This is a genomic window from Novacetimonas cocois (assembly GCF_003311635.1).
GTDB lineage: Bacteria > Pseudomonadota > Alphaproteobacteria > Acetobacterales > Acetobacteraceae > Novacetimonas > Novacetimonas cocois.
In genome coordinates this window covers 29,346-42,524 of the sequence record NZ_QEXL01000012.1, presented here as the reverse complement: position 1 = coordinate 42,524, position 13,179 = coordinate 29,346, and the positions used below count along the sequence as shown (strand labels likewise).

Sequence of the window (13,179 nt, the reverse complement as noted above, 5' to 3'; positions counted from 1 at the left end):
TCACGATGCCTTTTCCGCCGGGGTATGAAGGGGTTGTGGGTAAAATTGTTCCGTTCCCGGTGTATAACCGCCTTGACATGCGGCGGCGGAAGCCGCCCAATTCAGGAACCGGCATCCATCATGCATCACCCCTTCATCCTCCGGAGGGGTGGATACGCGCAGCGATGCCACTGGCATTGATTGGGATAGGATGGTTCCGGGAATGGATTATGTAAGGCTGCAGCGCCGCCAGACGCCATTCGGGCGGGTAATCGCGGGTGTCGCGGGTCTGCATGTCCTTGCGGTCGGCGTCCTTGCCTATGGCCTGCATCCCAAATCATGGAACATGTTTCCCGCCCCCCCGCGCGCGCAGCTGATCCCGCTGCGGATCGTCAGGGACGCGCCGTCCTTCCTGCCTGCCGCCGCGCTGCCGCGCGGTCCCGTTCTTGTGACCCCGGTCGTGCCGCATATCGCTCCGCCCGATATCGCGCGCATGATGCAGGCGCGCGACCGCCCGGTTCATTGAAATGGCCGTTTCACCCCATGACGGGCCAGTCCCGGCCCAGTCGCCAGCCGGTCCCTCGTGTCGCCGGGGCCCCGCACCGTTTTTTTCCCGTCAGAGGATCTTGATTACAATGACCCGACAGCATCGTACCCTTCTTACCGCGGCCGTTGTGCTGATGACGGCCGCGCCGGCCATGGCCTTCGCCGCAGGCGGAGGGGGGGCGGACTCCAATCCGTATGGTCTGGGCGCCCTGTGGTCGAACGGTGATTTCATTGCCCGTACCGTCCTGCTGATCATGGTCGTCATGTCGGTCGGCACCTGGTACATCATGATCAGCAAGTTCATCGAACAGGCCCGCATCCTCAAGGATGCGAAGATCATGAAGAGCGAGTTCTGGAACAAGCCGACCATCCAGGCCGGTTCGGACGCGATGCCGGAGGCCTCGCCCTTCCGCTATATCGCTGAAACCGGGATCACGGCGGCCGAACATCACGAAGGCACGATGCAGGAAGCCATCGACCTGCATACATGGACGACGATGTCGATCATCCGCTCTGTCGAACTGATCCAGACGCGCCTGCAGGGCNGGCCTCGCCTTCCTCGGGACGGTGGGTTCGACCTCCCCGTTCGTGGGTCTGTTCGGCACGGTCTGGGGTATCTATCACGCGCTGACGGCGATCGGCATCGCGGGTAACGCGTCGNATCGACAAGGTCGCGGGTCCGGTCGGTGAATCGCTGATCATGACGGCCATCGGCCTTGGCACCGCGGTTCCGGCGGTTCTGGGTTACAACTTGCTGGTCCGCCGCAACAAGGGCGCGATGGACGAGGTCCGCAACTTCGCCGCCGACGTGCAGTCGGTGCTGCTGGGTGGTTACCGTCACCTTGACCCCAACGAGAAATGAGACTGGCAGGTCCGCTGCCCCCGCAGGGCATCGGGCCGCGCATCCGGGGCGTGTCGCCGGCGTTGATCGCAACGCCGGTTCCTGCCGGGCCCATGGGATGCCATACATTACGTGTCACCACGGCTGCCTCCCGCCTGCGGGATGATCAGTACCGCGCCGCCCTGTCGCAGACTGGTGGCGTGATCTGCGATCACGGGTCATGACCGATTCATGGAAAGGACAATGAGTTGAAAAGCAGTAAGTTGAAATCGTCGTTCCTGTCGCGTGGCATGCTGTTTGCCGGGGCGGTGACGGCATTGCCGTTGTCTGTGTTCCTGATGACGCAGCCCGCGCAGGCCGCCGATGTCCTGGGCGAGAAGGTGGGCAAGAACCTCCAGACCGCGCAGAGTGCCCTTGCGGCGCATAAATATCCCGAGGCAATGGCCGCCGTGAACGCGGCCGAGGCGGTATCGGGCAAGACGGATTACGAATCCTATACGATCGATCAGATGCGCGCGGCCGTCGCGGCGCAGTCGGGCAATGTCCCCGAAGCGATTTCCGCCTATGACAAGCTGATCGCCTCCCCGCGCACGCCGGCCGCGACCAAGGAACAGATGGTCCAGGCCGAAGCCGGCATGGCCTATACCGCCAAGGATTACACGCGCGCGGCGCAGGTCGCGGAAAAATACATCAAGGCGGGGGGCACGAACCCGCAGATGTACACGATCCTGATCCAGGCCTATTACCTGCAGAAGGATTACGCCAACGCGGCACGCGCGCAGCAGATGCAGATCGACGCGCAGTCCAAGGCGGGCACGAAGCCGACGGAAAACCAGCTGCAGCTGCTGGCGGCATGTCAGGCGCAGCTGCATGACCAGTCCGCCCTGATGCAGACCTATGTCCTGCTGGCGACGTATTATCCCAAGCCGGATTACTGGGCGCAGGTGGTGCATTCCGCGCTGAGCAACCCGCACATGGCCCCGGCGCTGCGTCTGGACGTGGACCGGGTGCGCGTGGCGGCGGGTCTGGTGAAGACGCCGGCGGAATATATCGACATTGCGGAACTGGCGATGCAGGCGGGCCTGCCGCAGATCGCCCTCGATGTGATGAACGAGGGCTACAGCACGAACGTGCTGGGTCATGACGCGGGTGCCGCGCGTGAGGATCGCCTGAAGCAGATGATTGTCCAGACGGTCGCGGACCGCAAGGCCAACATCGCCACGGCGGAAACGCAGGCGCAGGCCGCGCCCAACGGGAATGCCCTGCTGACGGTCGGTTACAACTACGTGACGTTCGGACAGGCGGACAAGGGCCTGCAGCTGATGAACGCTGGCATCGCCAAGGGGCCGACCGACATCAATATCGCCAGACTGCATCTGGGGCTGGCGCAGGCGGCGGCCGGGCAGAAGGCCGCGGCGATCGCCACGCTGAAGAGCGTCGGCGGCGACAATGGCGCGCGTGACCTTGCGCAGTTCTGGGTGGTCAAGCTGGGCTCCCAGTCCTGAAATCACAGGAGGCCTGAACCATAAGTTGAGGCCACTCCGCCCCGGGATCACCGGTTTTCCGGCCCCGGGGCGGTCATATCCGGCGGGAAGGGCACGGCAGCGTCCCTTCTGCCGTTGCCTGTCGCGATTGCGACAGGGCATGTCCCTGACATTTTATGACATATGACGCACCCTTTTGCCCTTTCCATACGTTGGATATGGTGAAAGCCGGACTTTCAGCGATCATTTGTGAATTTCGGGGAAATACTGCCAGGCATGACCACACATCCATCTGTTGATCCTGATCTTCCCGCCCGCATCGTGGTTGTCGAGGACGATGCCGGCATGCGCACCCTGATCGTGCGGGCGTTGCAAGGCGATGGCTATCGCGTGCGCGGGGTGCAGGATGCTTCGGAAATGTGGGACGCGCTGGCGGCGCAGCCCGCGGATCTCATCATCCTTGATGTCATGCTGCCCGGCACGAACGGGCTGGACCTGTGCCGCGCCCTGCGTTCGGGCGAAGGGGGCGATCCCGCCACCCGCGCCGATACGAACGAGGTGCCGATCATCATGGTCTCCGCCCGGGGGGAGGAACTGGACCGGGTGCTCGGCCTTGAACTCGGGGCGGATGACTACGTGCCCAAGCCCTTTGGGCAGAAGGAACTGCTGGCGCGCGTGCGTGCCGTCCTGCGGCGGCGGGGCGGGGGCATCACGATGCCGAGTGCCGGTCGCCCGCGCAAGGAAACGCTGCGCTTCGCCGGATGGACGCTGGACCTGCGCCGGCGCGAACTGACGGACCCGTCCGGCGCGGCGGTGGAGATTTCGGGCGCCGAACATGACCTGCTGACCAGCTTTCTGGACAATCCGCAGCGCGTGATCGGACGCGACCGCCTGCTGGAACTGTCGCGCACGCGTCTGGGGGATGTGTCCGACCGCAGCGTTGACGTGCTGGTCAGCCGCCTGCGGCGCAAGCTAGGGCCGGATGCCGACAACCTGATCCGCACGGTGCGCGGCATGGGATACATCTTCACGTCAGAGGTGGAGCGGGTCTGACCGGCGGCGGATCCGCGCATGCAAAACATTCCTCCCGCTGCTCCCCCGGCCTCCCGTCGCATCACGCTGTGGCCGCGCGGGCTGGTGGGGCGCGTCATGTTCGTCCTGCTGGCGGCGGTGGCGCTCGTCTTTGTCGGCAGTTCGGTTTTCTATGAAGAGGCCGAGACCTATACCATCGACGATGCGCAGCTGGATCAGGTCAGCGAACGGCTGGTCATCGACGCGCGCGTTCTGGCCGCCACGCCCACGTCGCAGCGCATGGTGCTGGCGGCGATGCTGTCCACCCCCGACCTGACCATCGACTGGCGCACCAGCGCGCAGGAAGGCGTCGTGCGTCCCGAACCCGGCGGGCTGCGGGGACTGCATGAACGCGTGGCCGGGACGGTGCCCGCGTTGCAGGGCAATGTGCTCAACCTGTCCGACACGGTGCGGGCCACATCGGATATCCGTGGCGTCCTGCGCCTGCCCGACGGCAGCTTCATGGGGTTCAGCGCCCCCGACCTGCTGCAGCCGCACCATATGCGCCGGGGCATCGTTTCCGCCGCCGTCCTGGCGGGGGCGGTGCTGCTGGCGGCGGGGATGCTTGTCCGCGCGCTCAGCATGCCGCTGCGCGCTCTGGCGCAGGTGGCGGATACGGTGGGATCCGGCCAGTGGGTGCCGCTGGAGGACAAGGGCCCGCGTGAGGTCCGCTACCTCGCGCGTGCCATCAATGCGATGCAGGAGCGTATCGGCCGCCTGATCGCCGACCGGACGGAGGCTCTGGCCGCCGTGTCGCATGACCTGCGCACGCCGCTGGCGCGCCTGCGCCTGCGGGCGGGGTTTCTGGAAGATACGGCGGTGCAGGCGGAAATAGAGGCCGACGTGAGCGAGATGGAGGCCATGATCGCGGGCGTGCTGGCCTATCTTGCCGGGGAAAATGACCCCGAACCCGCGCGTTCGGTCAACCTTGCCTCCATCATCGCGACCCGTGTCGATGACGACGCCGATCAGGGACGGCCCGTGACGTATGAGGGACCGCATCAGGCCCATGCGGTCGTGCGGCCGCTGGCGATGAAGCGGGTGATCGGCAACCTGATCGACAATGCCCTGAATTACGGCGGCAATGCCCATGTCGTGCTGCAGGTGGCGGCCGATGGCATCCATATCCGCGTGGAGGATGACGGGCCGGGCCTGCCGGAGGCGGAACTGTCGCGGGTTTCCACGCCCTTTTACCGGGTGGAGGGATCACGCTCGCGCGCGACCGGCGGCATGGGGCTGGGCCTTGCGATCGTCAACCGCGAAATCATGCGCGAGGGCGGCAGCTTCCGCCTTTACAACCGGGAGGGCGGGGGCCTGTGCGCCGAAATCGTGCTGCCGCGCGCCACGCAGGCCATCGGCACGGCGGAACGTAAAATCACCGCTTCCTGATGTGGACAGGCGCGGGGGGCGGTCGTCCTGTGACATGCCTGTCCCCCGTTCCGGCGTGTTCACGTCCGGCTTATCCTGCGACAGGGGCTTGTGCGGGCGTGGACCATGGCACATGTGGATGCTAACAGGACCGGAGAGATCCGCCTTCCTTTACCTGTCGGGAAAGACCGCAGCATGTTCATAGAAACCGAAGATACCCCCAACCCCGCCACCCTGAAGTTCCTGCCGGGGCGGGATATCATGCCCAATGGCGCCACGGCGGACTTTATCGACGCGGATTCGGTGGCCGGACGTTCCCGCCTGGCGGAGGTCCTGTTCGACCTTGATGGCGTGGCGCGGGTATTTTTTGGCGGTGATTTCATCGCCGTGACCAAGGCCGATGCGGTGGCATGGGATGACCTGAAGCCGCAGGTCCTTTCTGCCATTGCCGACTACCTCGCCACTGGACAGGCCCCGGTGGAGCAGGAAGCCGTGGTGATCGAGGATGTCATCGCCCCGGGGGATGAGGAAATCGTCAAGCAGATCAAGGAACTGCTGGATACGCGCGTGCGCCCCGCGGTTGCGGGCGATGGCGGCGATATCGTCTTTCGCGGCTATCACGACGGGATCGTGCGCCTGACGATGCAGGGCGCGTGCTCCGGCTGTCCGTCGTCGCGCGCGACGCTGAAGCATGGCGTGGAAAACATGCTGCGCCATTATATCCCCGAAGTGGTATCGGTAGAGCAGGTCGAAGCCTGATACGCCGGAGTGGGAAAGTTTCATGGTTCTTGAGGATGCCGGACTGGACCTGCTGTTTCGTGCCGCGCGGACGCCCGCGGCATGGAATGACAGTCCCGTAACGGAGGAGACGCTGCGGCGTCTGTACGATCTGGTGCGGCTGGGGCCGACATCGGGCAACTGCTGTCCCGCGCGCTTTGTCTTCCTGCGCACGCATGACAGCCGCGAACGCCTTCGCCCCGCCCTGTCGGAGGGGAATGTCGCACGGGTGATGAGCGCGCCTGTCACGGTGATCGTGGCCTATGACCCGCTGTTCTTCGACCGCATGGATGTCCTCAATCCCACGCCGGGGGTACGGTCATGGTTTGCCGCCGACGTGGGACTGGCGGAAGAAACCGCCGTGCGCAACAGCACGCTGCAGGGCGGCTATCTGATCATGGCCGCCCGCGCGCTGGGGCTGGATGCGCTGCCGATGTCGGGATTCGATTCCCTGATGGTGGAGGAAACGTTCCTGCAGGCGCATGGCTGGCGGGCCAATTTCCTCGTCAGCCTTGGCTATGCCGACCATGCGTTCGACACGCCCCGCGCCCCGAGGCTTGAGTTCGACGATGCCTGCGTGATGGCCTGACGCATGATGCGGGTTCTGGTTCTTGACGGGGCTTCTGCCGGGGCGCAGGCGCGCGCGCTGATCGCCTGTGTGGAAGTCACGCCCGCGGCGGGGTGCCGGGTTGAACAGGTGCGCGAGGTGGAAGGCCGGGGCGGGTCGGAGGCCTTCCCCCTGCTGGCGCGCGAACTGATCGCCGCATGTGGCTGGTCGGTGACGACGCTGGACATGGTGGCCGTGGTGGTGGGGCCGGGATCGTTTACCGGGCTGCGTGCCTCGGTCGCGTTTGCGCAGGGCCTTTCGCTGGGGCTGGGATGTGAGGTGATCGGCGTCACGACGGGCGAGGCCATGGCCGATGCATTGCGTGCGCAGGCCGTCCCGCCGGGCACGCGCATCCTGTGCTGTTCCGTTGCGCGGCGTGGACGCGCCTTTGTCGAATCCATTCCCGCCGGGACGGGACGTGGCGATATCCGTGCCGTCATGCTGGATGATCCCGACGCCATTCCCCCCGGTCCCGTCCTGCTGGCGGGCAATGCCGCGCGACAGGTCTTCGACGCCTGCGGGCAAGGGCATGACGGGCCGGGACGTGACGACATGATCCTGTCCGCCCTGACGGGGCCGGATGCGTGCCAGATCGTCCATGCCGCCCTGCAGCGTCGCGAGGGCGAACTGCCGCCGCGCGACGTGCAGCCCCTCTATGTTGATCCGCCGGAGGCCAGGCTGCCCGCGGCGGGGCTGCGTCCGCCCCCGCGCAGGGCGGAGTAGGACATGGTGGAGGATGACCGCCACGTCGTTGCCCTGTCGGCCGACGCGGCGGACCTGTCCGTGCTGGCGCGGATTCACGCGGCGGCCTTTTCCGCCGATCAGCAATGGAATGCGCAGGCGTTGCAGGCGGTCATGGCCATGCCCGGCACCTGGCTGGGCGTGGTCATGACCGTGGCGGATGGCGCGCAGGTGCCTGCCGGGTTCCTCATGGCCCGGCATGTCGTTGATGAGGCCGAAATCCTGACGCTGGCGGTGGATCCCGCCTTCCGGCGGCGGGGCATGGCCCGCACGCTGCTGTCATGGTTGCGGCACGTGGCGGCCAGCCACGGTGTCGCGCGCCTGTTCCTGGAGGTCGGGACGCATAACGCCGCCGCCATCGCGCTGTACCAGGGCGCGGGATTTCGCACGGTGGGACAGCGGCGCCGGTACTACCCGGACGGGTCGGACGCGCTGGTCATGGCCTGCGATATCGCGCCGTCCGTGGCATAGGTGGGATCATCCGGCGGGCGATGACGTTTTTTTGATGATGAGCAGGACATGCGTCACGCCATCGGCCAGCGTCTCGTGCCGTGCGATGTCATGGCCCAGCAGGCGCACACTGCGGCTGACATTGTCCAGCGGTTCGGCACCACGCAGCCGCACCTGCAGGTGTCCCCCCGGCGGCAGCCGGTCCAGCGCAAGCCGGGTGCGCACGAATGTCATGGGACAGACCTCATGCGTGATATCTATTTCCATCATACCAGTATCGGCCATGTTACCTGACATTCTTTCATGAGTATGGTTGCGGTCTTGTCTGGATTATTTATATAAGACGCATGTATTTCTACTGACAGGATCAAGTTGATGGCTGATGAAACAGCGGATGTGGAACTGCGGGAACTGACCGCGGAAATCGTGTCTGCCTATGTCGCGCGTAATACGCTGGATGCCGAAACCCTGCCGGATCTGATTCATCAGGTATATGAAACGATGGCCGCGCTTGGAAAGGTGGAGGCCGCGCCTGAAAAACCGGTTCCGGCGGTCCCGCTGAAGAAGTCGGTCTTTCCCGATTACATCGTCTGTCTCGAGGACGGAAAGAAGCTGAAGATGCTCAAGCGGCATCTGAAGACGGCCTATAACATGACGCCGGAGGAATATCGCGAACGCTGGGGACTGCCGCATGACTACCCCATGGTCGCGCCCAGCTATGCCAGCCACCGCTCGTCCCTGGCGCGGAAGATCGGGTTGGGAACCAAGCGCGAAGAATAACGGTGTCGTTGGACAATCGATCTGATGATAGGCTACGCCTGTAATCATGGCAGCAGGTAATGACGTAATGGAATCGCGCATCGGGCGCATGTGTATCGAACGGGGCCTGAAGATGACAGGGCAGCGGCGGGTGATCGCGCGCGTCCTGTCCGAAGCGCAGGATCATCCCGATGTGGAAGAACTGTATCGCCGCGCGGCGACGCTTGATTCGCGTATTTCGGTTGCCACGGTCTATCGCACCGTGCGTCTGCTGGAGGAAAAGGGAATCCTCGAACGCCGCGATTTCGGCGGTGGCCGTGCCCGCTACGAGGCCACGGAGGAAGGCGACCATTATCACCTGATCGATGTCGATACGGGCAAGGTGATCGAGTTCGAGGACGAGGAGCATGCCCGGCTGCTGCGCCGGATCGCCAATGACCTTGGTTTCGATCTCGTATCGCACCGGCTGGAACTTTTCGCCCGGAAAAGGACTGCGGATACAAAGGACGAATCGCCCCCCCGCACGACGACGGCGCGTCCGACAGGCAGGTCAAAACGATGAGTGTGGAGAAAAGCATGCACTCCCTTTCCACGCTGGATCTGGAGCGTAACGGCTTTCCCGAACTGCGGGGCGGTAACCTCCGGGTCCGTATTGCCTGCACGGACGAGGAACGCGATGCCGCGCAGGCCCTGCGTTATCGCGTCTTTTACGAGGAAATGGGCGCGCAGCCGGATGAGCGCACCCGGCGCCTACGTCGCGACGTCGATGAATTCGATGAATATGCCGACCACCTCCTGGTCATCGACCACGCCATTTCCTCTGGCGCGAAGGGAGTGGTCGGCACGTATCGCCTGATGCAAGGCGATGCGGGACGCAGGCTTGGCCGTTTCTATTCCTCGGGCGAATATGACATTTCGCCGCTGACGGAATTCCCCGGACGCCTGCTGGAGGTGGGGCGGTCGTGCGTCGATCGTGCCTATCGCGGTCGTGCGGCGATGCAGCTTCTGTGGCGCGGGATCGCATCCTATATCTTCCTGCACCGCATCGACGTGCTGTTCGGGTGCGCCAGCCTGCCGGGCACCGATCCCGAACCGTTAAGCAACGAACTGACCTATCTGTATCATAACCATCTTGCGCCGCCGGCGCTGCGTGTGCGCGCCCTGCCGGAACGCCGGGTGGAAATGCTGCGCCGTGATCCGCAGACGCTGGACCATCGCCGCTGTCTTGCGGGGCTGCCACCGCTGATCAAGGGTTACCTGCGTCTGGGTGGTTATGTCGGCGATGGCGCGGTGATCGATACGCAGTTCAATACGACAGATGTCGCCGTGCTGGTCAAAAGCGAACTGCTGGCGGACAAATATTACCGTCATTACGAACGTCGCCTGCGTGACGCCCTTGATTAAGGGAACGGGCCGGGGCAGCAGCCTGCGGATATTCGCGCCGGAATGACGATCCCGGCTGTTCTGCGCGCAAGATACGACGCACTGGTGCATCTGCGGGGATGGCGTGCGGATGTCGCGCTGCTGCTGACGGGCGCACTGGCGGCGCTGGCGCTGCCGCCGGTGCATGTGGTCGTGGTGCTGGCGCTGTGCTTCCCGGTCCTGATGCGCATGATCGATGCCGCCCCGGACTGGCGCGGCGCGGCGCGATGCGGGTTCATGTTTGGCCTCGGGTTCCATACGGCCGGGCTGTACTGGCTGACGGATGCGATCATGCTGCGCATGGATTCGTTCTGGTGGCTGGTGCCGCTGGCCTCGCCCGGATGCGCGCTGATCCTTACGCCCACTACTGCCGTGCCGGCGGCGCTGGCGCGGATTGTCCCTGCGGGAATGGCGCGCTGCCTTGTGCTGGCATCCACGTGGACGATCGCGGATATGATGCGTGTTTTCATATTCAGCGGATTTCCATGGAATCCCCCAGGCAGCGTATGGGAATTCCCCGGTTATGCAGGGGATGTAATGATCCAGCCCGCGGCATGGATTGGCGTGGATGGGCTGACGCTGCTGACGGTGCTGCTGGCGCTGGCGCCATTATGGGGACGGCGCGGGTGGATGTTCATGTCGGCCACCCTTGCGCTGTGGGTGGTGGCAGGGATCACGCGGCTGTCCCTGCACCCGGACAGGGCTGTTTCGGAGCACAATCCCGTTGTGGTGCTGGTGCAGGGAAACGTGCCGGAAGCGGAAAAGATGGCGGGGAACGAGGATGTGGCGATTTTCCGCCGTTATCTGAGCCTGACCCGTCAGGGGGTGGATCAGGCCCTGCGTCAGGGCACGCAGGGACGGCCCATCGTGTTCGCCTGGCCTGAATCCGCCTTTCCCGGCCTGTTGCTGGAAGATGCGATCGCGCGGCGCATGATCATGCAGGCCGGGCAGGGGGCTGCTGCGGGCGTGATCGGCACCCTGCGACAGGATGATCAGGATCGCTGGCGCAACAGCATGGTGATGCTTGTGCCGCCGGACGGGCGGGTTGCCGATATCTATGACAAATCCCATCTGGTGCCTTTTGGCGAATACCAGCCCGCCCTGCTGCCGTTTCACGTCGTGCCGGGCGATGGCATGGCGGCAGGCGGGGGCGTGCGGACATGGCACGTGCCGGGCGTGTCCCCGTTTGGTCCCCTGATCTGTTACGAAGTCATTTTTTCAGGACAGACGGTCGATCCCCATGACCGTCCCGCATGGTTGCTCAACAGCACCAACGACGGCTGGTACGGAAACAGCGCGGGACCGCGCCAGCATCTTGCCGCCGTCAGGATGCGCGCGGTGGAGGAAGGGCTTCCTGTCGCCCGTGCCGCGAATACCGGCATTTCAGCCATATTTGATGGTTACGGCCATGAAACGGCATGGCTGGGCTGGGATCGTACGGGTACTATAGTCCAGCCCATGCCAGAGGCGCTGTCCCCCCCATTCTTTGCACGGTGGGGGCGGCTGGTGCCGTTGCTGCTGGCATTGCTGACGCTGACAGCCGCACTGGTGGCGGGACTGCGTGGCCGGGGCATGACCCGCCGGTCCTAACATGTACGGGGACAGGCCGGCGGAACGATTCGCCATACGTCCCGTTAGGATCGCCACTGCGGATAGTCTGTAAAATTCCGATATATGAAACGAAATTACATAGCGAAATAAAAGGGCACAAAAAAAGTCTTGTTTGCGCCCTTATGGTTAAGGGGTTGTAAATAAAAAGAATTATCGCTGGTCTTTTGAGGATGATATAAATTCTCCCTTTACAAAAGGTTAACGATGAACCCTATAACTGTTTTGTTTAATATATAACTAACTGATAATTTATCAGAAAATGGTATTTCTGGCATAGGACATCTGTTGTGAATAGCAAGCTGTCTAGTTCTCCCAGTCCTGTAGATGTGTATGTGGGCAGTCGCATCAGACTGCGCCGTACATTGCTCGGCATGTCGCAGGAACGGCTTGGGACGGCGCTTGGCCTGACATTCCAGCAGGTCCAGAAATATGAACGTGGCGCAAATCGTGTCGGTGCCTCGCGCCTGTATGATCTTGCGCGTGTGCTTGATGTTCCGATCGCGTTCTTTTTCGACGGAATGCCGCAGGACAATGCGCCGCAGTCGGATGTCCCGCCGGGCACGGCGATGACGTCCTTTGCCGAATCGCGCGAATCCTTTGGCGGCGTGCCGATCGCAAGCCAGCCCGAAGGCACGGAGGACCGTTTCGCCAGCAATGAACTGGCCCTGCTGTCGCGGCGGGAGACGATCGATCTGGTGCGTTCGTATTATCGCATCAGCGACCCGGCCGTACGCAGGCGCGTGCTTGAACTTGTGCGCTCGATGGCGGCCTGACCCACGCTATTCCCGGCGCAGGACCCTGTCATTGAGGAAGGCGCCGATTTTCCCCGCGCGGAAATCGTGGCGCAGGCGGTCTTCGTCATATTCGGTGCGGACCCACTGCATGAAGGGAATGCGTCCCTCCGCCTCGGCCTGGTAGCGCAGGAAGAAAGCATCCAGCACGCCGGTGCGCGAACTGTTGAAATGCCCGTTCTTCCATGAAAGCTGACGCAGCGCCTCCCGCGCGGTTCCACCTTCGAACAGGATGACAAGCCCCGCGGCAAGGCCCGTCCGGTCCGCCCCTGACTTGCAATGCATCAGCATGGGGAACGTGATGGAGCGGTAGATGGTCTCGAACCGTTCGATCCGGTCGCGATGGGGGGCGTTGCGGCTTTCGAACGCCATGTCGATATGCTTCAGCCCCAGCCGTCGCGCGGCATCCCGCGACAGCGCGTCGGAACCGCATTTGCGATGTCCGCGCAGGTTGACCAGCGTTTTCAGGCGCAGCCGCCGGGTGGCCATGGCCAGCCGCCAGGGGGTGGGGTGATTGCAGCGATAGACCCGGCCGGGAATGACGGTGCGGAAATTCGTCCATGTCATGCGCAGGATGGCATGATCCACGAACAGGCTGTCGATCCAGGCACGTCCACGTCCTGACGCGCTGGACAGGGTTCCATCGAACACGGGCGCATCCTTTCATGGGTGCAGATACGAAAAAAGCGCCGGATATGTCCCATCCGGCGCTTCGTTCGTCAATCCGTCACG

At 63.8% G+C, this 13,179-nt stretch carries 15 protein-coding genes and 2 pseudogenes; 15 read left to right on the top strand and 2 right to left on the bottom strand.

Annotation, left to right across the window (positions count from 1 at the left end):
- The first annotated feature begins 202 nt into the window (after window positions 1-202).
- The 10 genes and pseudogenes from NJLHNGOC_RS10115 (at window position 203) to rimI (ending at window position 7,885) form a co-directional block, all read left to right on the top strand.
- Complete coding sequence (locus NJLHNGOC_RS10115) at window positions 203-505, top strand: hypothetical protein (protein WP_113596247.1); 303 nt, start codon at window positions 203-205, stop codon at window positions 503-505.
- 1 nt (window position 506) lies between these two features.
- A pseudogene (locus NJLHNGOC_RS16690) lies at window positions 507-1,387 on the top strand (MotA/TolQ/ExbB proton channel family protein).
- The gene (locus NJLHNGOC_RS15695) at window positions 1,384-1,590 is read left to right on the top strand and encodes a hypothetical protein (protein ID WP_133258725.1); all 207 of its coding nucleotides are present in this window, start codon (window positions 1,384-1,386) and stop codon (window positions 1,588-1,590) included. Before NJLHNGOC_RS16690 ends, NJLHNGOC_RS15695 begins: the two are co-directional and overlap by 4 nt.
- A pseudogene (locus tag NJLHNGOC_RS10105) lies at window positions 1,587-2,871 on the top strand (tetratricopeptide repeat protein). Before NJLHNGOC_RS15695 ends, NJLHNGOC_RS10105 begins: the two are co-directional and overlap by 4 nt.
- 255 nt (window positions 2,872-3,126) lie before the next feature.
- Window positions 3,127-3,903, top strand: a complete 777-nt coding sequence (locus NJLHNGOC_RS10100) for a response regulator (protein ID WP_113596301.1) — start codon at window positions 3,127-3,129, stop codon at window positions 3,901-3,903.
- A gap of 18 nt (window positions 3,904-3,921) precedes the next feature.
- Entirely contained in the window at window positions 3,922-5,310 is a 1,389-nt protein-coding gene (locus tag NJLHNGOC_RS10095) for an ATP-binding protein (protein WP_113596246.1), read from the top strand.
- Between the two features lie 174 nt (window positions 5,311-5,484).
- Window positions 5,485-6,048, top strand: coding sequence for a NifU family protein (locus NJLHNGOC_RS10090; RefSeq protein WP_113596245.1), 564 nt, complete (start codon window positions 5,485-5,487; stop codon window positions 6,046-6,048).
- Window positions 6,049-6,070: 22 nt separating this feature from the next.
- Window positions 6,071-6,655 (top strand): malonic semialdehyde reductase, encoded by a 585-nt coding sequence (locus NJLHNGOC_RS10085; protein WP_110528146.1) that lies wholly within the window; start codon window positions 6,071-6,073, stop codon window positions 6,653-6,655.
- Window positions 6,656-6,658: 3 nt separating this feature from the next.
- A complete protein-coding gene (tsaB, locus tag NJLHNGOC_RS10080; protein WP_338045548.1) occupies window positions 6,659-7,396 on the top strand; it encodes a tRNA (adenosine(37)-N6)-threonylcarbamoyltransferase complex dimerization subunit type 1 TsaB in 738 nt (245 codons plus the stop codon).
- Between the two features lie 3 nt (window positions 7,397-7,399).
- The gene (gene rimI / locus NJLHNGOC_RS10075) at window positions 7,400-7,885 is read left to right on the top strand and encodes a ribosomal protein S18-alanine N-acetyltransferase (RefSeq protein WP_113596244.1); all 486 of its coding nucleotides are present in this window, start codon (window positions 7,400-7,402) and stop codon (window positions 7,883-7,885) included.
- Window positions 7,886-7,891: 6 nt separating this feature from the next.
- On the opposite strand, the gene NJLHNGOC_RS10070 is transcribed toward rimI, so the two are convergent.
- On the bottom strand, window positions 7,892-8,149 hold the full coding sequence (locus NJLHNGOC_RS10070) for a sulfurtransferase TusA family protein (RefSeq protein ID WP_113596243.1): 258 nt from the start codon (window positions 8,147-8,149) through the stop codon (window positions 7,892-7,894).
- Between the two features lie 90 nt (window positions 8,150-8,239).
- Here NJLHNGOC_RS10070 and NJLHNGOC_RS10065 point away from each other — a divergent pair, with 90 nt between their 5' ends.
- The 5 genes from NJLHNGOC_RS10065 (at window position 8,240) to NJLHNGOC_RS10045 (ending at window position 12,429) form a co-directional block, all read left to right on the top strand.
- The gene (locus NJLHNGOC_RS10065; RefSeq protein WP_110528133.1) at window positions 8,240-8,644 is read left to right on the top strand and encodes a MucR family transcriptional regulator; all 405 of its coding nucleotides are present in this window, start codon (window positions 8,240-8,242) and stop codon (window positions 8,642-8,644) included.
- A gap of 46 nt (window positions 8,645-8,690) precedes the next feature.
- Entirely contained in the window at window positions 8,691-9,185 is a 495-nt protein-coding gene (locus NJLHNGOC_RS10060; RefSeq protein WP_113596242.1) for a Fur family transcriptional regulator, read from the top strand.
- Window positions 9,182-10,027, top strand: coding sequence for a GNAT family N-acetyltransferase (locus tag NJLHNGOC_RS10055; protein WP_113596241.1), 846 nt, complete (start codon window positions 9,182-9,184; stop codon window positions 10,025-10,027). The genes NJLHNGOC_RS10060 and NJLHNGOC_RS10055 overlap by 4 nt, the downstream gene beginning before the upstream one ends.
- Before the next feature lie 42 nt (window positions 10,028-10,069).
- On the top strand, window positions 10,070-11,635 hold the full coding sequence (lnt, locus tag NJLHNGOC_RS10050) for an apolipoprotein N-acyltransferase (protein WP_113596240.1): 1,566 nt from the start codon (window positions 10,070-10,072) through the stop codon (window positions 11,633-11,635).
- A 353-nt stretch (window positions 11,636-11,988) separates the two neighbouring features.
- The gene (locus NJLHNGOC_RS10045; protein ID WP_239021460.1) at window positions 11,989-12,429 is read left to right on the top strand and encodes a helix-turn-helix domain-containing protein; all 441 of its coding nucleotides are present in this window, start codon (window positions 11,989-11,991) and stop codon (window positions 12,427-12,429) included.
- 6 nt (window positions 12,430-12,435) lie between these two features.
- On the opposite strand, the gene NJLHNGOC_RS10040 is transcribed toward NJLHNGOC_RS10045, so the two are convergent.
- Window positions 12,436-13,098: a tyrosine-protein phosphatase gene (locus NJLHNGOC_RS10040; protein WP_113596238.1), complete on the bottom strand. Its 663-nt coding sequence runs from the start codon at window positions 13,096-13,098 to the stop codon at window positions 12,436-12,438.
- Window positions 13,099-13,179: the final 81 nt, after the last annotated feature.

Bases quoted from the DNA above. Each gene is read 5' to 3' on its own strand.
- NJLHNGOC_RS10115 (WP_113596247.1), top strand. From the start codon at position 203: ATGGATTATGTAAGGCTGCAGCGCCGCCAGACGCCATTCGGGCGGGTA.
- NJLHNGOC_RS10060 (WP_113596242.1), top strand. From the start codon at position 8,691: ATGGCAGCAGGTAATGACGTAATGGAATCGCGCATCGGGCGCATGTGT.
- rimI (WP_113596244.1), top strand. From the start codon at position 7,400: ATGGTGGAGGATGACCGCCACGTCGTTGCCCTGTCGGCCGACGCGGCG.
- NJLHNGOC_RS10065 (WP_110528133.1), top strand. From the start codon at position 8,240: ATGGCTGATGAAACAGCGGATGTGGAACTGCGGGAACTGACCGCGGAA.
- NJLHNGOC_RS10095 (WP_113596246.1), top strand. From the start codon at position 3,922: ATGCAAAACATTCCTCCCGCTGCTCCCCCGGCCTCCCGTCGCATCACG.
- NJLHNGOC_RS10090 (WP_113596245.1), top strand. From the start codon at position 5,485: ATGTTCATAGAAACCGAAGATACCCCCAACCCCGCCACCCTGAAGTTC.
- tsaB (WP_338045548.1), top strand. From the start codon at position 6,659: ATGATGCGGGTTCTGGTTCTTGACGGGGCTTCTGCCGGGGCGCAGGCG.
- NJLHNGOC_RS10070 (WP_113596243.1), bottom strand. From the start codon at position 8,149: ATGGCCGATACTGGTATGATGGAAATAGATATCACGCATGAGGTCTGT.
- NJLHNGOC_RS10055 (WP_113596241.1), top strand. From the start codon at position 9,182: ATGAGTGTGGAGAAAAGCATGCACTCCCTTTCCACGCTGGATCTGGAG.
- lnt (WP_113596240.1), top strand. From the start codon at position 10,070: ATGACGATCCCGGCTGTTCTGCGCGCAAGATACGACGCACTGGTGCAT.
- NJLHNGOC_RS15695 (WP_133258725.1), top strand. From the start codon at position 1,384: ATGAGACTGGCAGGTCCGCTGCCCCCGCAGGGCATCGGGCCGCGCATC.
- NJLHNGOC_RS10085 (WP_110528146.1), top strand. From the start codon at position 6,071: ATGGTTCTTGAGGATGCCGGACTGGACCTGCTGTTTCGTGCCGCGCGG.
- NJLHNGOC_RS10100 (WP_113596301.1), top strand. From the start codon at position 3,127: ATGACCACACATCCATCTGTTGATCCTGATCTTCCCGCCCGCATCGTG.